Below are 23,895 nucleotides of genomic sequence, written 5' to 3' on the forward strand. Positions count from 1 at the left end.
CCCCGCTTCCGGCAGGGCGTCAATTCATTGCGGCGGTCATGCGTTGAAGCGCCGTTTCTATCTGGCTGCTGTCGCGGCACACGCACATGCGCAGGAACGCCGCTGCCGAATTTCCGAATAGGTGACCGGGCGCAAGCCCGACCCGCGCCGTCTCCAGAATGCGGGCGCAGGCGCGGCGCGCGTCGTTCTCGCCCTCCAGCGCGAAGAACGCATACATGCCGCCGCGCGGCTTGGTCGGCAGGATGGTGCCCGGGATTTGCGCCAGCCGGTCATAGGCGAGGTCGAGGCCTATCCTGATCCGCTGCCTGATTTCCTCGACCAGCGGCTCGCCCTGGCGGATGGCAGCGACGGCGCCGGCCTGGATCGGCGCGGCAGTGCCGCTGTTGACATATTGCGTCATGGCGCCGAGCTGGTCGGCAACGCCCGACGGATGGGTCAGCCAGCCGATGCGCCAGCCGGTCATCGCCCAGGCTTTCGAGAAACTGTTGACCGAAAGCACCCTGTCGCCGTCCTCGGCAATCTGCAGGATGGAAGGGGCGACGTCGCCCTCGAAATAGAGCCGGCCGTAGACCTCGTCGGAGATGATCCAGATGCCGGTGCGCCGGCTGAAGTCGAGCAGCGCCTGCATCTCCTCGCGCGTCGCGGTCCAGCCGGTCGGATTGGACGGCGTCGACAGGAAGATCGCGCGGGTGCGCGCGTCGCAGCTTGCAAACAATCGGTCGAGATCGAGCTGCCAGTCGCCCTTGAAGTCGAGCGAGAACGGGCGCGGCTCGCCGCCGATCAGATGGATGGCGTTGTGGATGTTGGGCCATTGCGGCGCGACATAAACGACATTGGTGCCGGCATCGACCAGCAGTTCCAGCGCCAGATAGAGCGCCTGCATGCCGCCCGGCGTCACCGTGGTCCGTGCGATCGGGATCGAGCGGCCGTGGATGCGCGTCTGGTACTCTGAAAGCGCCTCGTTCAGCGGGCCGTGTCCGCGCATGTCGGGAACGTAGAAGGTCAGGCCTTCGTCGAAGGCGGCCTTCGCCGCGTCGCGGATGAAGGCTGGCGTCACCATATCGCCTTCGCCGTACCAGAGCGCGATGACATCGCCGAGTTCCCGCGCGCGAACCGCGAGGTTGGCGATGTTTTCGGTGTGCAGATCGCGAATCTGGGCACGCACGCCATCGAAGGCATAGCGCGCGCTGGACGATGAATGGGGCAGTATGAACGACAAGGACCGAACCCCTCTTACCCGGACACTGCGATGGACCGGAAAAGCCCCTCCAGCCGGACAGTCGCGATCTTGATGCTATCCAAAGTACGGCGCTTTTCAAGGCGAAAGTTTTAAGCTTAAAGTTTGGTGCCCTCTTTCGCCTAGCCGGCTGCTTGCGCCAGTTCGGCGCGGGCGGCGGTGCCGTTGGCCGCGGCGCCGGCGCCGAGAAACATCGTGTCGCTGGCCAGCACGAAAAAGCTCGCGCCGCTGTCTGCCCATCGGGCGACACTCTGTGGGCTGGCGCAAAATATGCCGGCAGTCCTGCCATGTGCAATCGTCGCGCGAATGATTGTTCCGATCGCCTCGGAGAGCTTGTCCGCGCCTGCCGGGCCGACCGCGTCGATCGACACCGAAAGATCGCCAGGGCCGACGAAGACCACGTCGACGCCGTCGACCGCTGCGATCGCTTCGATGTTGGCCAGTCCCTCCGATGTCTCGACCTGGACCGCGACGATTGTTCGGTCGTTGGCGGAGGCAAGATATTCGGGAATGCGATAGCCATAGCCCGCGGCCCGGCCGGGACCGACACCGCGCTCGCCTTGCGGCGGATAGCGCGAGGCCTTCACCGCCATTGCGGCCTGCTCCGCCGTCGAGACGCGCGGCACGAGCACGCCTTGCGCGCCGCTGTCCAGCGCCGCCTGAATGGCTTCCGGCGCATGGCCGGGAACCCGGACCATAGCCGGCACGCGATGCACGTCGGCTGCTCGCACCATGGCCTCGATCATGTCGCGTGAGATCTGCGCGTGCTCCCAGTCGATGCAGAGGAAATCGAGGCCGGACAGTGCCATCACCTCGACGGCGACCGGATGGGGAATGGCGGCGAATGATCCGATGAGGTTCGTCTTGCCGATGCACTTCTGGCGGAACTCGCTCATGCCGTCCCCTTCTGAGTTGTCCAATGCATACCCGCAAATGACGGCGAGGCGAAGCTATTTCAGGCTTGAAATATTTTCACGCCGGCCTAGCGTGTGGCGTCCCGCCGCGAGTTTCCGAGATGATCAAAGCCCATCCCCTGCACGGCCCGAACAGACTGAAGCTCGGCGTCTTCTCGACCAATGCCGATGGCGGGCTTGCCATCACCGACGTGCCGGAACGCTGGACCGCAAGCTGGCGGGATAATCTGACGGCGGCGCAGATAGCCGACCGCGCCGGGCTCGAATTCATGCTGCCGATAGCGCGCTGGCGCGGTTTCGGCGGCCGCAACAAGGTCCGCGAATTCTCCTTCGAGACCTTTACCTGGGCGGCGGCGCTCGCGGCCGTTACCGAGCAGATCGGCCTGTTCATGACGGTGCATGTGCCGCTGGTGCATCCGCTCTACGCCGCCAAGGCGCTGGCGACGGTCGACCACATCAGCCAGGGCCGCGCCGGGCTCAACATCGTTTGCGGCTGGAACCCGAAGGAATTCGGCATGTTCGGCACGCCGCTGGTCGAGAAAGGCTATGATCAGGCGGCGGAATGGATCGAGATCCTCCAGCGGCTTTATGCATCGAGCGAGCCTCTCGACTATGAAGGCGCTTATTATCGGCTCAAGGAAGCGGTGAGCCGGCCGGCCAGTCTTCAGGTTCCGCGGCCGGTGACGATGAATGCCGCTTTCGGCGGCCCGGGCCGGGATTTCGCCGCCGCCAGATGCGACTATCTGTTCACGACCTTTTCCGAGATGAACGATGCCGGCAAGCATGTCGCCGACATCGGTGAGCGCGCCGACAAGGCGGGCCGCGATGTCGGCGTCTATACGGTAGCGCATGTCGTCTGCCGCCCGACGATGGAAGAGGCGCAGGCCTACTACACGCGCTACGCCGTCGCGATGGCCGATCACGAAGCCGTCGATGCCCATATGGCGGGCAAGAAGGAATTCTCCCAGTCGCATGACCCGCACGCCTATGACCGCTACCGGCAGCGCTTTGCCGGCGGCGCCGGCACTTATCCGTTGATCGGAACCCCTGAAAAGATTGCCGCCGATATGGTCGCCATTGCCGGGCATGGCTACCAGGGCATCGCGTTGTCCTTCGTCAATTACACCCAGGAACTGCCCTATTTCTGCGACCATGTTCTGCCGATTTTGAGACAGGCAGGACTGCGAGGATAAGGTCCGGTCGGTACCTGCTGGCGGGGGCTTTCGCAACTTCGTCATTCCAGGGCGGAGCAGGAGCGAAGCTCCGTCGCGGAGACCCTGGAATCCATTCCGTTACCTCGGACGCAGGGCGCAGCGGAGCAGAATTCTGCACCGATGCGGCGCGTCGAAGTCACGGAATGGATCCTCGGGTCTGCGCTGCGTCGCTATCGCTCCTTGCTCCGCCCGTGGATGACGAAGCGATGGGGCGCTTATTCCGGGATAACAGCCGTCGCCTGAATCTCAACCTTCGCACGGTCCTCGACCAGCGCCACCACTTGCATCGCCGCCATCGCCGGAAAATGCCGGCCGATCACGTCGCGATAGGCCTCGCCGATGCCTTTGAGGTTGCCGACATATTCCGCCTTGTCGGTAAAGTACCAGGTCATCGAGGTGATGTGTCGCGGCTCGCCGCCGGCTTCGGCGAGCACGGCAACGACATTGGCGAGCGTCTGGCGCACCTGGCCGACGAAGTCGTCGGTCTCGAACCGGCATTCGGCATTCCATCCGACCTGGCCGCCGATAAAGACAAGCCGGCCACGCGCGGCCACACCATTGGCGTAGCCGATCGGTTTGACCCAGCCTTCCGGCTGCAGGATGGTGTGCATGTCCAGTTCCCCCTGGTTCAAACTCGTTGTCACGCCCCGCCCATCACCTGCCTGGCGATGACCACCTTCTGCACGTCCGAGGCGCCCTCATAGATGCGCAGCGCCCGGATCTCGCGATAGAGGCTCTCGACGATATGGCCCTTGCGCACGCCGTCGCCGCCATGCAGCTGCACCGCCTTGTCGATCACCTCCTGCGCCTTGTCGGTGGCGAAGAGCTTCGCCATCGCCGCCTCCCGCGTCACCCGCGCGGCTCCCATGTCCTTGGTCCAGGCGGCGCGGTAGATGAGGAGCGCAGCGGCGTCGACATCGAGCGCCATGTCGGCGAGGTGACCCTGCACCATCTGCAGCTCCGCCATCGGCGCGCCGAACAGTTTTCGCTCGGCCGCGCGTTTGATGCTTTCGTCCAGCGCGCGCCGCGCAAAGCCGAGGGCGGCCGCGCCGACCGTCGAGCGGAAGACGTCGAGCACCGACATGGCGATCCGAAAACCGTCGCCGGGCTTGCCGATCAGGCCGGAAGCCGGAACGCGCACATTGTCGAAGGACAGCCGCGCCAGAGGGTGAGGGGCGATGACCTCGAGCCGCTCGGCGACGCTGAGCCCCGTCGTCTCCGCCGGCACGATGAAGGCTGAAATGCCTTTCGCGCCCGGCGCCTCGCCGGTGCGAGCGAAAACGACATAGAGGTCGGCGATGCCGCCATTGGAGATCCAGGTCTTTTCGCCGCAAAGCACATAGTCGCCGCCGTCGCGGTCGGCGGTCATTTCCATATTGGCGACATCCGACCCTGAGCGTGGTTCGGAGAGCGCAAAGGCGGAGATCGCTTGGCCGGCCCGCGTCTTGTCCAGCCAGCGCTGCTGGTCCGGCGTGCCGAACAGCGTGATCGCGCCGGTGCCCAGCCCCTGCATGGCGAAGGCGAAATCGGCGAGCCCATCGTGGCGGGCGAGCGTCTCGCGCGTGATGCAGAGCGTGCGCACATCGAGCGGCGCGGGTTTGGCCGGGTCGAGCGCCGTCGGCTTCAGCCATCCGTCGCGGCCAAGCATCGCCACGAGCGCGCGGCAGGCGGCATCGATATCGTGATGGTCGACGGGGAGATTCTTTGCGCACCAGGCGTCGAGCTGCTCGGCGAGTTGGCGGTGGCGATCTTCGAAAAAGGGCCACGAGAGGAAGGTGCGGTCAGGCATGCTTGCCTCCGCTATTCTCAAAAGTTTCCGCTCTACGGCGCCCCCCTCTGTCCTGCCGGACATCTCCCCCTCTGGGGGGGAGATTGGCAGTTTTGGTGCCCCGCTCAATCCTGTGGCGTTGGTGGTTGGCGAAAGCGGGGGCGACATCCGATCTCCCCCCTAGAGGGGGAGATGGCCGGCGGGCCAGAGGGGGGCGCTGTCCCGCCAGCGTTGCCAACAACACACCCATCCTCAACTCCCCTCGAACACCGGCTTTTCCTTCGCGGCGAACGCCTTGTAGGCCCGCTCGAAATCGCCGGTCTGCATGCAGATCGCCTGCGCCTGCGCTTCCGCTTCGATCGCTTGCTCGAGGCCCATCGACCATTCCTGGTTGAGCTGCGTCTTGGTGATGCCATGCGCGAAGGTAGGGCCGGAGACGATGCGCGCGGCCATGTCGAGCGCGTCGGCCTCCAGCGCCGCCGGTTCGACCAGCCGGTTATAGAAACCCCAGCGCTCACCCTCAGTGGCGCTCATGGTGCGGCCGGTGTAGAGCAATTCGGCGGCGCGGCCCTGGCCGATGATGCGCGGCAGGATCGCGCAGGCGCCCATGTCGCAGCCGGCGAGGCCGACGCGCGTAAACAGGAAGGCGGTCTTTGCCTCCGGCGTGGCGATGCGGATATCGGAAGCCATGGCGATGATCGCGCCGGCGCCGACCGCGACGCCGTCGACGGCCGCGATGATCGGCTTGCCGCAGTTGAGCATCGCCTTGACGAAATCGCCGGTCATGCGCGTGAAGGCGAGCAGCGCCTTCATGTCCATCTTGACCAGCGGCCCGATGATGTCGTGGACATCGCCGCCCGAGCAGAAATTGCCGCCATTGGGCAGGAACGCCACGGCGTCGACGTCCTCCGCAAAGACGAGCTCGCGAAACGTGTCGCGCAGCTCGGCATAGCTGTCGAAGGTCAGCGGGTTCTTGCGCTCCGGCCGGTCCAGCCGGATTCTTGCGACCCGGCCCTCGACCTGCCAGAGGAAATGCTTCGGCTTGAGCTTGGCCATGGCGCTCATTCGCGTCCCTCCCAATTGCTGCGGAACGATTTCAGCATGCCGGTCAGCTGCCGCGCCTCGTCCTCGCTGACATTGCCGAGAAGCTCGCCGACCCAATTCTCATGCGCGGCGGCGATCGCGGCGAAAGATTTCGAGCCTTCCTCGGTCAGCCGCACCATCGAGGTGCGGCGGTCGCCGTTGCGGCGCGCCCGCGTCACCAGCCCTTCGGAAACCAGCCGGTCGACGATGCCCGTCACATTGCCGTTCGACACCAGCAGGAAGCGCGACAGGTCGCTCATCAGCATGCCTTCCGGCGAGCGGTAGAGCGCCGCCATCACGTCGAAGCGCGGCAGCGTGGTGTCGAACTCCTTCTTCAGGCGCTCGCGCAGCTCCGCCTCGATGGTGCGCGAGGCGCGCAGCAGGCGTATCCACAGCCGCAGCCTGTCCTTGCCCGGTCCGGCGGAAGTCGGCCCCGCTACCATGTCTCGCCTCCCGAGATCGAAATGGCCTGCCCGGTGATCGACCGCGCGGCGTCGCTGCACAGCCAAAGCACCGCCGCCGCAACCTCTTCTGGCTGGATGAAACGCCCTTGCGGGTTCGTCGCCGCAAGGCTCGCGCGCGCCTCGTCGGTGGAACGTCCGGTCTTCTCGACGATGCGCTGGACGGACTCCTCGATCATCTCGGTTTCGACGAAGCCCGGACAGACGGCGTTGACGGTGACACCGGATTTGGCGGTCTCGGCAGCCAAGGCCCGCATCAGCCCGACAACGCCGTGCTTGGCCGCGACGTAAGGTGCGACATAGGCATAACCCTTGAGGCCCGCGGTCGAGGCAATGAAAATGATCCGGCCTGTCTTTCGCGCGAGCATTCCGGCGAGCGCCGGCCTCACGGTCAGGAAGGCGCCGGTGAGATTGACGTCGAGCGTGCGCTGCCAGTCGGCCAGCGCGGTCTTGTGCGCCGCCGCGCTGCTCGCCATGCCGGCATTGGCCACGACGATGTCGAAGGGTCCGCGCGCGGCTTCCGCCTTCTGGTACACGTCCGCCATGTCGGCCTCGTTCGTGACGTCGGCGGTGACGGCAAAGATGCGGTCGTTTTCCTTTGCAACCTCGGCCAGCGCCGCTTCGCGCCGCCCGCATATGGTGACGGCCACACCTTCTGCCGCCAGCGCTTGCGCAATGGCTTTGCCGACGCCGGAACCGCCGCCGGTGACCAGTGCGTGCTTGCCGGCAATTTCGCGCACGGCGCTCATACCTTCAGCCCCGCAGACGCTTCGCGCTCCGCCAGGCGGTAGATCTGGTCGCGTCCCGGCAGATAGGGATCGGGCCATTTGACGCCGCGGTCGCCGAGCGTCACCGCCGCGTGCAGCGTCCAGTAGGGATCGGCAAGATGCGGCCTTGCCAGCGCCACCAGGTCGGCGCGACCGGCCATCAGGATCGAGTTGGCGTGGTCCGGCTCATAGATGTTGCCGACCGCCATCGTCGCCATGCCGACCTCGTTGCGGATGCGGTCGGAGAACGGCGTCTGGAACATGCGGCCATAGACCGGCTTGGCGGCGATCGAGGTCTGGCCGGCCGATACGTCGCAAAGGTCGACTCCGGCTTCGTGCAGCATCTTCGCGATCTCGACCGCATCCGAAGGCGTAACGCCTTCGATGCCCACCCAGTCATTGGCCGAGATGCGCATCGAGATCGGCTTCTCGGCCGGCCACACTGCGCGCACCGCATGGAAGATTTCCAGCGGATAGCGCATGCGGTTTTCCAGCGAGCCGCCATAGTCGTCGGTGCGGCGGTTGGTCAGCGGCGTGATGAAGGCGGAGAGCAGGTAGCCATGCGCGGCATGGATCTCCAGCATGTCGAAGCCGCAGCGCTCGGCCATTTGCGCCGAGGCGACGAACTGATCGCGGACCAGATCCATGTCGGCGCGGTCCATCGCCTTCGGCACCTGGTTCTTCGGCGACCATGGCACGGCCGAAGGCGCCATCACCGGCCAGTTGCCGTCCGGCAGCGGCACGTCGGTTCCTTCCCAGCCCACCCGGGTCGAGCCTTTGGCGCCGGAATGGCCGATCTGGGCGCAGATCTTTGCTTCGGTCTCGGCATGGACGAAATCGACCAGCCGCTTCCAGGCGACCTCATGCTCCGGTCTGTAGAAACCTGGGCATCCGGGCGTGATGCGCCCTTCCGGGCTGACGCAAGTCATCTCGATGTAGAGCAGGCCGGCGCCGCCCTTGGCGCGCTCGGCATAATGCGAAAAATGCCAGTCGGTCGGGCAGCCGTCGACGGCCTTGTACTGCGCCATCGGCGAGACGACGATGCGGTTGCTGAGCGTCATGTCGCGCAGCTTGAATGGCGCGAACATCGGCGCGCGGCGTAAGCTGTTGCCGCCGGCGCCGGCCTTGCGCTGGAACCATTCCTCGGCGCCCGCCAGCCATTCGGCATCGCGCAGCCGAAGGTTCTCGTGGCTGATGCGCTGCGAGCGGGTGAGCAGCGAATAGTTGAATTGAACTGGATCTAAACCGAGATATCGTTCGACTTCTTCGAACCATTCCAGCGAATTGCGCGCCGCCGATTGCAGCTTCAGCACCTCGGTGCGCCGCGCATCTTCATATTTGCGGAAGGCCGCATCGAGGTCCGGCTCGGACTCGACATAGTCGGCGAGCGCCACCGCGCTCTCCAGCGCGAGCTTGGTGCCGGAGCCGATGGAGAAATGCGCTGAAGCCGCCGCATCCCCCATAAGCGCCAGGTTCTTGTACGACCAGCGCTCGCACAGCACCCGCGGGAAGTTGATCCAGGCGGACCCGCGAATGTGGTTGGCGTTGGTCATCAGCGGATGGCCGCCGAGATGCTTTGCAAAAATGCGTTCGCAGACCGCGATCGATTCCTGCTGCGTCATCTGGCCGAAGCCGAACGCAGCCCAGGTCTCTTCGCTGCATTCGACGATGAAGGTCGCGGTCTCGCTGTCGAACTGGTAGGCATGCGCCCACACCCAGCCATGCTCGGTCTTTTCGAAGATGAAGGTGAAGGCGTCGTCGAATTTCTGCGTGGTGCCCAGCCACACGAACTTGCATTTGCGGGTGTCGATGTCGGGCTTGAAGACGTCGGCGAAGGTGGCGCGGGATCTAGAATTCAACCCGTCGGCCGCGACTACCAGGTCATGCGTTTCCATAAAGGGTTTCGGGTCGGAAATATCGGTCTCAAACATCATCTTGATGCCGAGCTCGCGGGCGCGCCGCTGCAAGAGGATCAGGAGCCGCTTGCGGCCGATGCCGCAAAAGCCATGGCCGGAAGACACCGTGCGCACGCCGTCATGAATGACGGCGATGTCGTCCCAATAGGCGAAATGCTTCTTGATCCAGACGGCGCTGACAGGGTCGTTCCTAGTCAGGTTCTCCAGCGTCTCCGCCGACAAAACCACGCCCCATCCGAACGTGTCGTCGGCGCGGTTGCGCTCATAGACCGTCACCTCATGCGCGGCGTCGCGCAGCTTGAGCGAGATGGCAAAGTAGAGGCCGGCTGGTCCGCCGCCGAGAACCGCAACCTTCATGTCTTGCGATCTCCTCTAGAGCAATTCCGTGGAAAAATGCGTAGCGGTTTTCCGTCCGGAATTGCATGAAACGCTCTAAGGCATCGGGAATGCCGGCAAGCCGGCGACCCAATTATCAGTATCGCGCTGGCCGGCGATTATTTCAAGCTTAAAGTTTTATAATTGAATGATCGACGCCGGCCTGGCGTGGCGTCGGCCGCAGCCAGTCCGGATCGATTTCCGGGAGCGGAATGGCGGCGAGCAGGTCGCGCGTGTAGGTCTCCTTCGGGTTCTCGAACAGCGCGTCGGTGGCGCTGGCCTCGACGATTCTGCCTTCGCGCATGACGATGACCTGCTGGCAGAGCCGCCGGATCACCGATAGGTCATGGCTGATGAAGGCGACCGTCAGCCCCATCTCGGCGGCGAGCTTCTCCAGCAGCGTCAGGATCTGCGCCTGCGTCGAGACGTCGAGGCCGGAGACGATCTCGTCGGCCAGCACGAATTTCGGCGACAGCGCCAGCGCCCGTGCGATACCGACACGCTGCCGCTGGCCGCCTGACAATTCGTGGCGGTAGCGGCTGGCAAAACTCTGCGGCAGGCCGACGCGCTGCAGGGCTTCCGCGACGCGTTCCTTCAGCCTGTCGCCAAGGCCGTTCTGCCTCAAGGGTGCGGCGATGATGTTGAAGATCGTATGCCGCGGATTGAGCGATGACATTGGATCCTGGAAGATCATCTGCAGGTCGCGGCGCAGCGGTCGCAGCTCTGCTTCCGAAAGACGGCTGATGTCGCGCCCCTCGAAGCTGATCGAGCCGGCGCTCGGCTCGATCAGCCTGACCAGCGCGCGGCCGAGCGTCGACTTGCCGGAGCCGGATTCGCCGACGATCCCGGTGACAGATCCCTTCGGCAGGTCGAAGTCGAGCCCTTTCAGGATCTCGGCCAGCGGCGCGCGGCCGATCAGCGGCTTGCGCGTCATGTCGGGCAGCGCCACCTTCAGCCCGCGCACGGAAAACAGCGGCTCAGCCATGGCCGGGCCTCCAGGCCTGGTCGGCGGCGGCGATCTCGGCCGTGAGCCCGGCAAGCACGCTCTCGTCCACCGGCTTCAGCGAGGCGTATGGATCGGTGTAACGCGGCGTCGCCGTCATCAGCGCCCGCGTATAGGGGTGTTGCGGTGCCGCAAACAGCGCCTCGGTGTCGGCTTCCTCGACCACCTTGCCGGCATAGAGCACCGACACTTTCTGGCTGATCTTGGCGACGACGCCGAGGTCGTGGGTCACGAACAGGATCGCCGTGCCGTGGTCGCGCTGCAGCTGCGCGATCAGCCGCAGGATCTGCTTCTGCACCGTCACGTCCAGCGCCGTCGTCGGCTCGTCGGCGACGATCAGCCTGGGCTCCGCCGCGAAGGCGGCCGCGATCAGCACGCGCTGACGCATGCCGCCGGAGAGTTCATGCGGATAGCTCTTCAGCACGCGCTCGGGATCGCGGATCTGCACCTCGTCGAGCAACTGCCGTATGCGCTTATCGGCTCTCTCTGTGTTCCAGCCAAGGATGCGCACCAGCCGGTCGGTCATTTGCGGGCCGATGCGGCGCGACGGGTTGAGCGCGGTGAGCGGATCCTGCGGGATCAGCGCCGTGCGCGCGCCTATCAGGGTCCGCCGCGCCTTCGGATCGAGGCGGCCGAGGTCCTCGCCCTCGATCAGCATCTCGCCTTCGACGATGCGCACGCTTTTCGGCAGCACGCCGAGCACCGCCTTGCCGATCATCGTCTTGCCGGCGCCGCTCTCGCCGACCAGCGCGCGCACCTCGCCCGGCTGCACGGCAAGCGACACCGAGCGCAACACACGCTGGCCGTTGGCCAGCACGGCGCTCAAGCCGCGGATGTCGAGACAAGGTTCCCTATTGGCGCTCATCGCAGCACCGGATCAAAACGCGCTTTCAGCGCTTCGCCGAACTGGCTGAAGGAAAGCACGGTCAGGATCAGCGTGATCAGCGGGAACACCAGCACCCACCAGGCCTGGTGGATCGACAGCCGCCCTTCGGCGATGATGCTGCCCCAAGTCGGGTCGTCGGTCGAGATCGACAGATTGACGAAGGACAGGATCGCCTCGACGATCACGGCGATGCCCATTTCGAGCGACAGCAGCGCCACCACCGACGGCAGCACGTTGGGCAACACTTCGCGCAGCATGATGCCCATGCGGCCATAGCCGGCGATGCGCGCGCTCTCGACATAATCCATGCGTGCCTGGCTCATCGCCTCGGCCCGGATCACCCGGCAGAAGCGCGTCCAGTCGATGATCGCGATGGCGAGGATGACGGAGCTCAGGCCGGTGCCCAGCACCGCCACCAGCAGGATGGCGAACAGCACCGGCGGGAAGGCCATCCAGACATCGACGATGCGCGAGATGATGCGGTCGGGCCAGCCGCCGAAATAGCCGGCGATCAACCCTAGCGCGGAGCCGAGCAGGCAGGCGGACGTCGCCGCCGCGAAGGCGACGATGAAGGCGATGCGGCCGCCGAAGATCAGCCGCGACAACAGATCGCGTCCCAGGCTGTCGGTGCCTAGCCAATAGCCGGGCTCGGCGCCGTCAAGCCAGAAGGGCGGCAGGCGTTCCAGCATCAAATCCTGCGCCAGCGGGTCCTGCGGCGCGATCAATGGCGCGAAGATCGCCGCCACCAGCGCCAGCAGAAGCCAGCCGCCGGCCAGCCACAGCCTCGGAGCCAAACCGCCCCTGGCGACACTTGCCTCATCCATGGCGCAGCCTCGGGTTGAGCAGCGCATACATCATGTCGACGGCGAGGTTGATCAGCACGAAAAGCAGCGCGAAGACCAGCACGATGCCCTGGATCAGCGGCAGGTCGCGGTTGATGACGGCGTCGATCGCCATGTTGCCGAGGCCTTCATAGGAAAACAGCCGCTCGACGATGACGGTGCCGCCGATGAGGAAGGTGAACTGCACGCCGACCAGCGTCAGCGTCGGCAACGCCGCGTTCTTCAGCGCCTCGCGCAGGATCACCTGCGTCTCGGAAAACCCCTTCACGCGCGCCAGCACCACATAGTCGAGGTCGAGCACTTCCTTCAGCGACTGTTTGAGCAATTGAGCGATGATCGCCGCCAGCGGCAGCGCCAATGCCACGGCCGGCATCAGCATGTGTTTCAACAGGTCCCAGGTCAGGTCGAAACGAAGCCTTAGAATGCTCTCGACCAGATAGAACTGGGTGGCGAAGGGCAGATCGAGCTGCGGCGACACCCGGCCCGAAATGTCGAACACCGGCACCAGCACGCCGAACAGCAGGATCAGCACCAGGCCCCACAGGAAATCGGGAATGGAAAGCGTCGCGCCGCTGGCGACGTCGATGCCGGCCTCTATCGCCGTGCCGCGTGAGCGCGCGCCGAGGATCGCGGCGGTAGTGCCGATCGCGATCGCCATCAGCAGCGCGACCGTCGCAAGCTCCAGCGTCGCCGGCAGCCGGTTGAACACCAGCCCTAGCACGTCCTGGCGCAATGATATCGACGTGCCGAAATTCCCATGCAGCACGCCGCCGAGCCAGATGAAGAATTGCTGCACGATCGACTTATCCAGCCCATAGAGCGCGCGCAGCCGCGCAATGTCGTCATCGCTGGCGCCGGGCGGCAGCATCATGGCGATAGGGTCACCGGGCGCGACGCGGATGACGACGAAGACGACGATGGCGACGCCGAAAAGCGTCACCAGCATCGTCAGCAGACGAACGAGGAATCTTTGCAGCAGCATGCGAGCCTAATCACTCTGAACGGACTCCCCCTCATCCGGCCGCTTCGCGGCCACCTTCTCCCCGGTGGGGAGAAGAGGCTGGCTCAGCCGCCGGCGACCTCTTCTCCCCTCCGGGGAGAAGGTGGCCCGAAGGGCCGGATGAGGGGCCTGCCGGGCGAAGACCCGGCAGGCATAAGGCCGATAATCAGGCCGGGGTCATCAGCGCCGGCAGCAGAGCGCCGGACACGTGCTGCACGACATTGACCTTCTTCGAATGCACGATCGGCTGCGCATATTGGATCAGCGGCAGCACATAGGCCTGCTCGGCGATGTATTTGTCGACAGCCTTCCAGCCGGCGATGCGCTTGGCCTCGTCCTTCTCGCCCCATAGCGGGTTGATCATGTCGATCAGGTCCTGGCTGTCCCACACCGAATGCGGGCTCGGGCCATACATGGCAAAGCCGGTCGAGGTGGTCGGATCGCCGATCGAATTGCCCCAGTTGTAGAAAGCAGCCGGCGCCAGCTTGTCGGCGGCGCGCAGCTCGTAATGCTTGGCGATCTCGTAGACCTCGATATTGGCCTCGATGCCGACCTTGCGCCACATGCCGACGATCGCCTGGATCATCTCGTAGTCCTTGGGCTTGAAGCCCTTGGTCGTCTGGATGGTGAACTTGACCGGCTTCTTGGGCGAATAGCCGGAGGCGGCGAGCAGCTCCTTGGCCTTTTCCGGATTGTGCTCAACCTTGATCGATGGATCGAAGGCCGTGTATTCCGGTGTCTCCAGCGTCGCGATCGGCTGGCCGTAGCCGCGCAGCAGCCGCTTGACCAGAAGCTCCTTGTCGACTGCCATGACGGCCGCCTGGCGGACGTTCTTGTCCAGCATCGCCTCGATGTCGTTGAAGAAGATCATGCCGATGTCGGAAACGTTCTTGACCGAGCCGGCAAGTCCGTCCTTGGCGATCAGCCGGTCATATTCCTCATAGGGGATTTCGAGCGTCACCTGCGAGGAGCCGGATTCGATCTCGGCGACGCGGCTCGCCGCGTCGGTGACGAATTTGATCGTCACGTTCTCGAAAGCGGGCTTGGTGCCCCAATAATGCGGATTGGCCTTCAGCCGCAGGAACGCATTGCGCTCGAACTTGTCGACCATATAGGGACCGGTGCCGATCGGCGCCTTCTCGAAGCCTTCCGCGCCGACCCTCTCGTAATAGGCTTTGGGCAGGAAGTAGCCGGTCAGGAACGACATCCACTTGAAATAGACCGGGTCGAATTGCACGACGTCGCCGGTGATCTTGTTGCCGTCGATCTTGAAGTTGTTGACGTTCTTCCAGACGAACTGGATCGGATTGCCGGTCTTCTCCTCGCCGGCCCGCTGCAGCGACCACACCACGTCTTCGGCCGTGAAGGGCGAGCCGTCATGCCATTTCACGCCGTCGCGCACCGTCATCATCACCTTGGTGCGGTCGTCGTTCCAGCCCCATTCGGTGAGCAGCCCGGGCGTGAAGGAAAGGTCCGGCTTCTGCCCGATGATCTGGTCGAACACCGACTGATAGAGTCCCTGGATGGTCGGGTTGACGGCCGAGGGTCCGGTCGTCGGGTCCCATGAAGGCAGGTTGACGTTGTAGGCGATGGTGAGCTCGTCCGCCGCCTTTGCCGCCTTCGGCAGGCCGAGCGTGGCGGCGCCGATCGCTGCGGCGCTATATCCGAGAAGGTCGCGTCTGTTGATGGTCATGGTCGTTCCCCTTGTTGATTGTCTTTGTCTGCGCGGTTTTATTCTTCGATCGGTAGATCGGCTTCCGGACAACCGCGCTTTGCCCATCTTCGAACGTGCAGTCCCTGTAAGTCTAGTTCCCTCCCAGCTGTTGGGCGAGCATGAAGCCGGAGCCTGCGCCCGTGCCGGCACCGGGCCATGTCGCCGCGCCGGTGAGGTAGAGGTTCGAGACCGGCGTGTTCCAGCGCGCGAAGCCGCGCGCCGGGCGGAAGAGGAAATTCTGCGCCAGGTGATGGCTGCCGCAGATCTGGTCGCCGCCGACGAGGTTCGGGTTTTCGCGCTCGAGGTCGAGCGGCGAGAAGATCGCGCGGCCAAGGATCTTTTTGCGCAATCCCGGCGCATAGCTCTCTAGGATGTCGAGCACGCGCTCGGCATAGGCGTCCTTGACCGCGTCCCAGTGCGCGGGCGCAATCTTGCCGGCCGCATCGCCAAGGATCTCCGCCGGCAGCATGCGCACCTGCACCCACAGCACATGCTTGCCTGGCGGCGCGCGCGACGGATCGACGGCCGTCGGCTGGCCGACGACCAGCACCGGCTGCTCAGGCAGCAGGCCGGCGATCGCCTGCTGGTAGACGTGCGACATGGCGTCGAGCGACGGCGCCAGGTGCACATAGGCGAACTGGCGAAGCTCGGCGCCGGCGCTCCAGTCGGGCAGGTCGTCCAGCGCCAGATGGATCATCATCGTTCCCGGCGCGTGGCGGAATTTCCTCATCGCCGCGTCGAAGCCGGCATCGCCCGAACCATTGGGTAGTAGCTTGCCCGGCAGCGCGTTCGGAGCGACACCGGCAATGACGGCCTTGGTCGCGATATGGGTTTCGCCGGATACCAGCCGCACGCCGGTCGCCTCGCCGCCGGCCACCGTGATCTCGGCGACCTCCGCTCCAGTGACGATCCTGCCTCCGGCGGCGGTCACCATGCCGGCCAGCGCGCGGATGATCGTATCGGCGCCGCCTTTGCCGAGCACCATGCCGAAACTCTGGTTGGCCATCGATTCCAGATAAGGGAACACGGCGCCGCCGGCGATGTCGGGAGCGAAATCGAGATGCATGCCCCAGGCCGCGAGTGTCGTGCGCACATACGGCGTTTCGAAATTCTCCTCCAGCCACGCGCGCGGCGATGACAACAGCAATCGAGCCGTATCGAGCGCGCCGGCCAGGCCCTTTTTGCGCCAGATACTCCACGCGCTGCCGGCCAGCGCTCTTGCGCTCATCGGCGAGCCCAGTAGGCGGAACAGATGCTCGGCTTCACCCGGAAAGGCGCCGACCAGCCGGCGCCATGTGGCCGCGTCCGCGGCCGAGAAAGCGGCCAGTCGCGACGCCGTCTTTTCGAGATCACTGCTGACGCCGAACCATGTCCTGTCCGGGAAGGCGCTGGCGAAGCAATCGGCCACGGGCGCGAATTCCAGTCTGTGGCTTTTCAATTCATTTGCATATTTCCGGTGGAAGGCCGAGCCGGCGAAGAGGCTCAAATTCATCGCGCCGAAATCGTGCCGGAAGCCGGGAAGCGTGTATTCGGCGGTCCGTATCGCGCCGCCGATCGCCTCGCTGCGTTCGAAAACCGCTATTTTCCAGCCTTTGAGCGCCAGATGCGCGGCGCATGCCAGACTATTGTGGCCTGCCCCGACAAAGATGGCGTCGAACTCGCTCACGCCCCGCCCCAAAAATGCTTTATGCTTAAAGATAATTGCAGATGCATATGTTTTCGTCTAGTAGGTATATTAAGGGCCGCAACGAGCCTTGAAGGTCACGAACAAGAGGGAACAAAAGACCATGGACACGCAGAAACTCCTCGGCGAGGTCGCCGGCCAGCTGCTTTCGGGCGCCATCAAGGTGGTCGACCTGACCGCGCCGCTCGGGCCGAACACGCCGCTGATCAAGCTGCCGCCGGAACTCGCCGTCGACACGCCGAAGGTCGAGATCCACGAGATCTCCAAATACGACAAGAACGGCCCGTGGTGGGCCTGGAACTGGCTGAAGCTCGGCGAGCATTCGGGCACGCATTTCGACGCGCCGCAGCACTGGATCACCGGCAAGGACTATCCGGACGGCGCCACCGACACCATTCCGGCGCAGAACTTCATCGGCCCGGTCAATGTCATCGACTGCTCGAAAGAATCCGCCGCCGACCACGATTTCCTGCTCACCGTCGACCACATCAAGGCCTGGGAAGCCAGGCACGGCGCCATCAACCCCGGCGAGTGGGTGGTGATGCGCACCGACTGGTACAAGCGCAACGGCTCCGAGGCCGAGTTCCTCAACGCCAACGAGACCGGTCCGCACACGCCCGGCCCGACGGCCGAAGCGATCCAGTTCCTGATCGGCAAGGACATCAAGGGCTGGGGCTCGGAGACGATCGGCACCGATGCCGGCAAGGCCGGCGGCATGGAGCCGCCATTCCCGGCCCACACGCTGATGCACAAGGCCAACCGTTACGGGCTCGCCAGCCTCTGCAATCTCGACCAGCTGCCGCCGAAGGGCGCGATCCTGATCGCTGCGCCGCTCAAGATCGAGCACGGCACCGGCAGCCCGATTCGCGCCTTGGCGCTGGTGCCGGGCAAATAGGCGAGGCGACGGTCTTCGGGAGAAGATCATGCTTGCGGGTGATGGAGTGATGATGAGGCGGGGAGGGTGGCCTTGTAGCGCTAGCGCTCCACGGCGCCCCCCTCTGTCCTGCCGGACATCTCCCCCACAAGGGGGGAGATTGGCAGTTTCGGCGCCTAGCTCGATCCTGCGACGTGGACAATTGGCGAAAGCCGCGATGACGGCTGATCTCCCCCCTCGTGGGGGAGATGTCCGGCAGGACAGAGGGGGGCGCGAAGGAACGCGGCTTAGCCCAATTGGCTTCCCAACACCTGCGAGCCTCCAATGACCGCCCCCGATCACATCATCGTCGGCAGCGGTATCAATGCCCTGGTCTGCGCGGCGATGCTTGGTGCCAAGGGCGCGAGCGTGCTCGTGCTCGAGCGCAACGACCGCATCGGCGGCTGCATGCGCACCGAGGAGGCGACGGCCCCGGGCTTCGTCCATGACGTGATGGCCACGACCTTCGTGCTGTTCATCACCTCGCCGGCCTTTGCCGCGCTCGGCAAGGACCTCGCGCGGCATGGGCTGGAGTTCTGCCACACCAGCACGCCGACAGGCGTGCTCACGCCCGACGGCAGCCATGCTGTGCTCACCACCGACCGTGCCGCCAACATCGCGGCGCTGAACCGGATCGCCTCCGGCGATGGCGACCGCCACGGCACCGATGTAGGCGGCATCGAGCGCAATGCCGGGCTGCTGTTCGGCCTGCTCGGCGGCGCGCTCTGGTCCTATCCGACGACCAAGCTCATCGCCGGCGAGGCCTGGCGGCGCGGCCCGCGCAACCTTGCCGCCTTCATGGGCGAGGCGCTGGTGCCTGCGCGCGGCTGGCTGGAAACGACCTACACTTCCGACCTTATCCGCGCGCTCTGGGCGCCCTGGGTGTTGCATGCCGGGCTTGGGCCGGAAGACGCCTTCTCAGGTCAGATCGCCAAGGTCATCGCCTTCGCGCTGGAGGCGGCCGGCGCGCCGATCGTCAAGGGCGGCGCGAAAAACCTGCTCGCCGCCTTCGAGGCGCTGATCAGGGAACGCGGCGGCGAGATCCGCGTCAACGCCGACGTCGCCTCGATCGTCCAGACCGGCGGACGCGCCAGCGGCGTCCGGCTCGCCTCCGGCGAGATGCTGACAGCGGCGAAAAGCGTCATCTGCTCGGTCACGCCGACGCAGCTCTATAGCCGCCTGCTCGGCGACACGGCTCCAAAGCGCGACGTCGAAGCGACGCGCGTTTATCGCTACGGCAAAGGCAACTTCCAGATCCACTATGCGCTGGACAAGCCGCCGGCCTGGCGCGGCGAGGGCCTCGACAAGGTCGCGCTACTGCATCTGACGCCGGGTTTGGATGGCGTCTCGAAAGCCTGCAACGAGGCGGTGCGCGGCCTGCTGCCGGAGGTGCCGACCATCTGCGTCGGCCAGCCGCACGCGCTCGACCCGTCGCGTTGCCCTCAGGGCAAGGCAATCCTGTGGCTGCAACTGCCGGAGGCGCCGCGCCACCTCAAGGGCGATGCCGCCGGCAAGCTTGAAGCGCCGGTAGACGGCCGCTGGACCGACGCGCTGCGCGAAGCCTATGCTGATCGCGTCGAGGCGATCCTCGCCAACCACATCGACGGTTTCCGCGAGACGGTCATTGCCCGCCGCGCCTATTCGCCGGCCGATCTCGAAGCCATGAACGTCAACCTTGTCGGCGGCGATCCCTATGGCGGCTCGTCGACCATCGACCAGTCCTTCCTATGGCGGCCGTTCAAGGCCAGCCGCAACCACGAGACCGGCATCAAGGGTCTCTATCATATCGGCGCGTCCACGCATCCAGGCGCCGGCCTCGGCGGCGGCTCCGGTTTTCTGCTGGCGGGGAGGCTGTGATGGAACAGAAGCTCGCCGAAAAGCGCCAGCGCATCTCGACCCTCGGCCAGATCGGCCTGCAGCAATTCGCGCCCTATCTGATGAACCGCATCATGGGCCGCTACAACGCCACTTTGCGCGACGACTTCCGCAAGCAGGGCCTCACCATCCCGCAGGTGCGCACGCTCGCCGTGCTGTCGGTCGCCGACGGCGTCACCGTCAACGATCTCTCGGTCTACACGGTCATCGAGCAGTCGACCTTGAGCCGCACGCTCGATACGCTGGAAGGCCAGGGCCTGGTGCGGCGCGAGCAGGGCGTCACCGACAGCCGCATCCGCCATGTTTTCTTGACCGATGACGGGCGAGCGCTGTTCACCCGCGCCTGGCCCGCAATGCATGACGCTTTCGAAGCCATGTTCGACGGTATCGACGATGCCGAATACGCCGCGCTGATCGCGACGCTGCAAAAAATGCTGAAGAACATCCGCAAGCACGAGATCTAGATGCACGCGCCGCCCCATGGGAGGCGGCAACGGAAGGAGGCGGAGATGGCCGAACGGTCTTTTGCCAAGGAAGTCGAAAAGCTGAGGCTTGGCGCAGGCGAGGAATTCGCCGGCGAGGGCATCCTCGCGATCACCAAGGCGCTCTTGCAATGCGGCGTCGGCTATGTCGGCGGCTATCAGGGCGCGCCGATCAGCCATCTGATGGACGTGCTGGCCGACGCGCAGGATATTCTGGGCGAACTCGGCGTGCATTTCGAGGCGAGCGCTTCCGAAGCGACCGCCACCGCCATGCTCGCCGCCTCCGTGCATTATCCGATCCGCGGCGCCGCCACCTTCAAGTCGACGGTCGGCACCAACGTCGCTTCCGACGCGCTCGCCAATCTGGCGTCCGGCGGCGTCACCGGCGGCGCGCTGATCATCGTCGGCGAGGACTATGGCGAGGGCTCCTCGATCATGCAGGAGCGCAGCCATGCCTTCGCCATGAAGAGCCAGGTCTGGCTGCTCGACCCGCGCCCGAACCTGCCGTCGATCGTCAAGGCGGTCGAGGACGGCTTCGAGCTGTCGGAGGTGTCGAACACGCCGGTGATGCTGCAGGTGCGAATCCGCTGCTGCCATGTGCACGGCCACTTCATCGCCAAGGACAACAAGCGGCCGCCGATGTCGGTCGCGGATGCGCTGTCGGCGCCGCGCCGCGACACCGGCCGCATCGTGCTGCCGCCCGCCTCTTTCCTGCATGAGAAGGAAAAGGTCGCCAAGCGCTGGCCGGCGGCGGTCGATTTCATCAAGAACCGCAAGATCAACGAGATCTTCGGCTCGGATCACGGCTCGGTCGGCATCGTCATGCAGGGTGGCATGTATAATTCCGTCATCCGCGCGCTGCAGCGGCTCGGCCTTGCCGACACTTACGGCGAGACCGACGTGCCGCTTTATGTGCTCAACGCCGTCTACCCGCTGGTCGACGATGAGTTCCTCGCCTTCTGCGAGGGTAAGCAGGCGGTGCTGGTCGTCGAGGAGGGCCAGCCCAACTATATCGAGCAGGCCTTTGCCGCGATGCTGCACAAGGCCGGGCGCGGCACCAAGCTGGTCGGCAAGGAGCATCTGCCGATGGCCGGCGAATATACCGGGCAGGTGATGCTCGACGGCCTCGGCTCCTTTCTGCGGGCGCACGCGCCGCATCTACTGCCGGGCGAGGTGCGCGCGCCGAACAAGCTGGGCGAGGGCGTCGACACGGCCGATCTCATCAATGTCGTTCCCGGCCGTCCGCCGGGCTTCTGCATCGGCTGTCCCGAACGGCCGATCTTCGCGGCGACGAAGCTGGTCGAGCATGAGTTCGGCAAGCATCACATCGCCTCCGATATCGGCTGCCATCTGTTCTCGATCATGCCGCCATTCGAGCTCGGCGCCACCACCATGGGCTATGGGCTGGGACCGGCCTCGGCCTCCGCCTTCAACTCGCCCGACGCCAAACGCCGCTCGATCTCCTTCGTCGGCGATGGCGGCTTCTGGCACAACGGCCTGACCTCCTCGATCGGCAATGCGGTGTTCAACAAGAATGACGGCGTCATCGTCATCGTCGACAATTTCTACTCGGCTGCCACCGGCGGCCAGGACATCCTGTCCTCGCGCGCCAACAACCGCACCAAGTCGACCAAGCATCCGATCGATGAAGCGGTGAAGGGCATGGGCGTCAAATGGCTGCGCCATATCGACCGCACCTATGATGTCGGCAAGATGCAAGCCGCGTTGCGCGATGCGCTGACCACCGAGGAGAAGGGGCCGAAGGTCATCGTCGCCTCGTCGGAATGCATGCTCAACCGCCAGCGCCGCGAGAAGCCGCTGGTCGACAAGGCGATCAAGGGCGGCGAGCGCGTGGTCAAACCGAAATTCGGCGTAGACGAGGACATCTGCACCGGCGACCACGCCTGCATGCGGCTGTCCGGCTGCCCGTCATTGTCGGTGAAATCGCTCGACGATCCGCTGCGCGACGATCCGGTCGCCTCTATCGACCAGAATTGCGTCGGCTGCGGCAATTGCGGCGAGGTGGCGGACGCCGCCGTGCTTTGCCCGTCCTTCTACCGTGCCGATGTCGTGCATAACCCCGGCCGCTGGGACCGTTTCCTGGAAGGCGTGCGCCGCGCCGCGATCGGCCTGTTGCAGCGCCGCCGGGAGAGCCGCCGCCTGATGTTCGCCGATGCTTGATCCCAGCGCAGCGCTGCGCCCGAAGACGGGCGCCTCAAACGACGAGCGGGTGATAAAACTCGCCGTGCTTGCGGTCGGCGGCCAGGGCGGCGGCGTGCTCGCCGACTGGATCACCGACGTCGCCGAGCGCAACGGCTATATCGCCCAATCGACCTCCGTGGCCGGCGTCGCCCAGCGCACCGGCGCCACGATCTATTACATCGAGATGGCCCGCGACACCGGCCGGCTGCCGGTCTTCGCGCTGTCGCCGTCGCAGGGCGATGTCGACATATTGATCGCGGCCGAGCTGATGGAAGCCGGCCGTGCCATCATCCGCGGTTTCGTCACGCCCGAACGCACTACGCTGATCACCTCTTCGCACCGCATCGCCGCCGTCTCGGAAAAGATCGAGCCGGGCGACGGCCGCGCTTCGTCGGAAAAGGTCCACGCGACGGCGCAAGCGGCGGCCAGGCGCTTCATCGCCTTCGACATGGAAAAGATCGCCGCCGACAACGGCACCATGATCTCGGCCAGCTTGCTCGGCGCGCTGGCCGGCTCCGACGCGCTGCCCTTCACCCGCGAAAGCTATGAGCAGGCGATCGGCGCCGGCGGCCGTGGCGTCAAGCCAAGCCTCGCCGCCTTCGGCGCGGCTTACGATCGCGCGCGCGGGATCGCGGCAGCGCCGGCAAACGATACGACAGCAAAGCCTGCTGCTGCCGAACCGAAGTCGACGGCGAAGGTCAGCGGACCGGAAACCCTGCTCAAGGGCTGGCAGGAGCTTGTCGCTCGCGTCGTGCTGCTGCCGGAACCGCTGCGTGACATGGCCGAGCGCGGCCTGAAGAAGGTCGTCGATTACCAGGACATCGCCTATAGCGGCGAGTATCTGGACCGGCTGGACAAGGCGGTGGCGCAGGACAATGCGGAGCGCGGCTACGCGCTGTCGATCGCCGCGGCAAAGCATCTGGCCAACGCGATGTGCTATGACGACATGATCCGCGTCGCCGATCTGAAGACGCGCTCGACCCGCGACAGGCGGGTGCGCAAGGAGGTTGGCGTCAGGGAAGGCTCGGTCCTGCAGGTCACCGAATATTTCCATCCGCGCATCGAGGAATTCTGCGGCACGCTGCCGGCGGGGCTCGGCAGTTACATCGAGAACCGGCCCAAGCTCGCCGCTTTCCTCGACCGCCGCATCAATCGCGGCCGCCACATCCGCACCGACAGCTTCACCGGCTTCGCCATGCTGTGGTTCATCGGCGGCCTGCGCCGCTGGCGCCGCCGCCTGCTGCGCCATCGGATAGAGGTCGCGCATCTGGAGCGCTGGTACGACCTGGCGCTCGGCTATGTGCGGCAGGATTATGCGCTTGCCACCGAAATCCTGAACTGCCGCCGGCTGATCAAGGGCTACAGCGACACCCATGCCCGCGCCCGGTCGAAATTCGACCGCGTGCTCTCGGCGCTTCCCATGCTCGAGGGCCGCGAAGACGCCGCCGACTGGATCCGCCGCCTGCGCGAAGCAGCGCTGAAGGACGAGAAGGGCGACATGCTGGACGGCGCGCTTAAGACCGTGGCGACGCTTGGCGGATAGCCGGCTTAATAACCGT

The 23,895-nt window shown here is 65.3% G+C and carries 20 protein-coding genes; 6 read left to right on the forward strand and 14 right to left on the reverse strand.

Going from position 1 to position 23,895, the window contains the following annotated elements; all coding sequences use genetic code 11:
• Positions 1 to 19 precede the first annotated feature (19 nt).
• Entirely contained in the window at positions 20 to 1,219 is a 1,200-nt protein-coding gene (locus FJ425_RS14915; protein ID WP_140724470.1) for a pyridoxal phosphate-dependent aminotransferase, read from the reverse strand.
• Positions 1,220 to 1,359: 140 nt separating this feature from the next.
• Positions 1,360 to 2,133 carry an HpcH/HpaI aldolase/citrate lyase family protein gene (locus tag FJ425_RS14920; protein ID WP_140724473.1) on the reverse strand — a complete coding sequence of 258 codons (774 nt, stop codon included), beginning with the start codon at positions 2,131 to 2,133 and terminating at the stop codon, positions 1,360 to 1,362.
• A gap of 119 nt (positions 2,134 to 2,252) precedes the next feature.
• Between FJ425_RS14920 and FJ425_RS14925 the strand changes: the two genes are divergently transcribed.
• A complete protein-coding gene (locus FJ425_RS14925) occupies positions 2,253 to 3,344 on the forward strand; it encodes an LLM class flavin-dependent oxidoreductase (protein WP_140724476.1) in 1,092 nt (363 codons plus the stop codon).
• 236 nt (positions 3,345 to 3,580) lie between these two features.
• Here FJ425_RS14925 and FJ425_RS14930 read toward each other — a convergent pair whose 3' ends face one another.
• The 12 genes from FJ425_RS14930 to FJ425_RS14985 form a co-directional block, all read right to left on the reverse strand.
• Positions 3,581 to 3,976, reverse strand: a complete 396-nt coding sequence (locus tag FJ425_RS14930; RefSeq protein WP_140724479.1) for a RidA family protein — start codon at positions 3,974 to 3,976, stop codon at positions 3,581 to 3,583.
• 29 nt (positions 3,977 to 4,005) lie between these two features.
• Entirely contained in the window at positions 4,006 to 5,154 is a 1,149-nt protein-coding gene (locus FJ425_RS14935; protein WP_140724482.1) for an acyl-CoA dehydrogenase family protein, read from the reverse strand.
• 231 nt (positions 5,155 to 5,385) lie between these two features.
• A complete protein-coding gene (locus tag FJ425_RS14940; protein ID WP_140724485.1) occupies positions 5,386 to 6,198 on the reverse strand; it encodes an enoyl-CoA hydratase family protein in 813 nt (270 codons plus the stop codon).
• Positions 6,195 to 6,659, reverse strand: a complete 465-nt coding sequence (locus FJ425_RS14945; RefSeq protein ID WP_140543119.1) for a MarR family transcriptional regulator — start codon at positions 6,657 to 6,659, stop codon at positions 6,195 to 6,197. Before FJ425_RS14945 ends, FJ425_RS14940 begins: the two co-directional genes overlap by 4 nt.
• Positions 6,653 to 7,426, reverse strand: coding sequence for an SDR family NAD(P)-dependent oxidoreductase (locus FJ425_RS14950; RefSeq protein ID WP_140724488.1), 774 nt, complete (start codon positions 7,424 to 7,426; stop codon positions 6,653 to 6,655). Before FJ425_RS14950 ends, FJ425_RS14945 begins: the two co-directional genes overlap by 7 nt.
• Entirely contained in the window at positions 7,423 to 9,717 is a 2,295-nt protein-coding gene (locus FJ425_RS14955; protein WP_140724491.1) for a bifunctional salicylyl-CoA 5-hydroxylase/oxidoreductase, read from the reverse strand. The genes FJ425_RS14950 and FJ425_RS14955 overlap by 4 nt, the downstream gene beginning before the upstream one ends.
• 148 nt (positions 9,718 to 9,865) lie before the next feature.
• Entirely contained in the window at positions 9,866 to 10,720 is an 855-nt protein-coding gene (locus FJ425_RS14960; protein WP_140724494.1) for an ATP-binding cassette domain-containing protein, read from the reverse strand.
• The gene (locus FJ425_RS14965; protein WP_140724497.1) at positions 10,713 to 11,603 is read right to left on the reverse strand and encodes an ABC transporter ATP-binding protein; all 891 of its coding nucleotides are present in this window, start codon (positions 11,601 to 11,603) and stop codon (positions 10,713 to 10,715) included. The genes FJ425_RS14960 and FJ425_RS14965 overlap by 8 nt, the downstream gene beginning before the upstream one ends.
• Entirely contained in the window at positions 11,600 to 12,448 is an 849-nt protein-coding gene (locus FJ425_RS14970; RefSeq protein ID WP_140724500.1) for an ABC transporter permease, read from the reverse strand. Before FJ425_RS14970 ends, FJ425_RS14965 begins: the two co-directional genes overlap by 4 nt.
• Positions 12,441 to 13,448 carry an ABC transporter permease gene (locus FJ425_RS14975; protein ID WP_140724502.1) on the reverse strand — a complete coding sequence of 336 codons (1,008 nt, stop codon included), beginning with the start codon at positions 13,446 to 13,448 and terminating at the stop codon, positions 12,441 to 12,443. Before FJ425_RS14975 ends, FJ425_RS14970 begins: the two co-directional genes overlap by 8 nt.
• 184 nt (positions 13,449 to 13,632) lie before the next feature.
• A complete protein-coding gene (locus FJ425_RS14980) occupies positions 13,633 to 15,159 on the reverse strand; it encodes an ABC transporter substrate-binding protein (RefSeq protein ID WP_140724505.1) in 1,527 nt (508 codons plus the stop codon).
• Positions 15,160 to 15,271: 112 nt separating this feature from the next.
• Positions 15,272 to 16,846, reverse strand: coding sequence for an NAD(P)/FAD-dependent oxidoreductase (locus FJ425_RS14985; protein ID WP_140724508.1), 1,575 nt, complete (start codon positions 16,844 to 16,846; stop codon positions 15,272 to 15,274).
• Between the two features lie 121 nt (positions 16,847 to 16,967).
• Between FJ425_RS14985 and FJ425_RS14990 the strand changes: the two genes are divergently transcribed.
• From FJ425_RS14990 to FJ425_RS15010, 5 genes are all read left to right on the forward strand, one after another.
• Positions 16,968 to 17,759 carry a cyclase family protein gene (locus FJ425_RS14990; protein ID WP_140724511.1) on the forward strand — a complete coding sequence of 264 codons (792 nt, stop codon included), beginning with the start codon at positions 16,968 to 16,970 and terminating at the stop codon, positions 17,757 to 17,759.
• 303 nt (positions 17,760 to 18,062) lie between these two features.
• On the forward strand, positions 18,063 to 19,634 hold the full coding sequence (locus FJ425_RS14995; RefSeq protein WP_140724514.1) for an NAD(P)/FAD-dependent oxidoreductase: 1,572 nt from the start codon (positions 18,063 to 18,065) through the stop codon (positions 19,632 to 19,634).
• A complete protein-coding gene (locus FJ425_RS15000) occupies positions 19,634 to 20,116 on the forward strand; it encodes a MarR family transcriptional regulator (RefSeq protein ID WP_140724517.1) in 483 nt (160 codons plus the stop codon). The genes FJ425_RS14995 and FJ425_RS15000 overlap by 1 nt, the downstream gene beginning before the upstream one ends.
• Positions 20,117 to 20,161: 45 nt before the next feature.
• A complete protein-coding gene (locus tag FJ425_RS15005) occupies positions 20,162 to 22,315 on the forward strand; it encodes an indolepyruvate ferredoxin oxidoreductase subunit alpha (RefSeq protein WP_140724520.1) in 2,154 nt (717 codons plus the stop codon).
• Positions 22,308 to 23,879: an indolepyruvate oxidoreductase subunit beta family protein gene (locus FJ425_RS15010; RefSeq protein WP_140724523.1), complete on the forward strand. Its 1,572-nt coding sequence runs from the start codon at positions 22,308 to 22,310 to the stop codon at positions 23,877 to 23,879. Before FJ425_RS15005 ends, FJ425_RS15010 begins: the two co-directional genes overlap by 8 nt.
• Positions 23,880 to 23,895 lie beyond the last annotated feature (16 nt).

Source organism: Mesorhizobium sp. B2-7-2 (genome assembly GCF_006440775.1).
Taxonomy (GTDB): domain Bacteria; phylum Pseudomonadota; class Alphaproteobacteria; order Rhizobiales; family Rhizobiaceae; genus Mesorhizobium.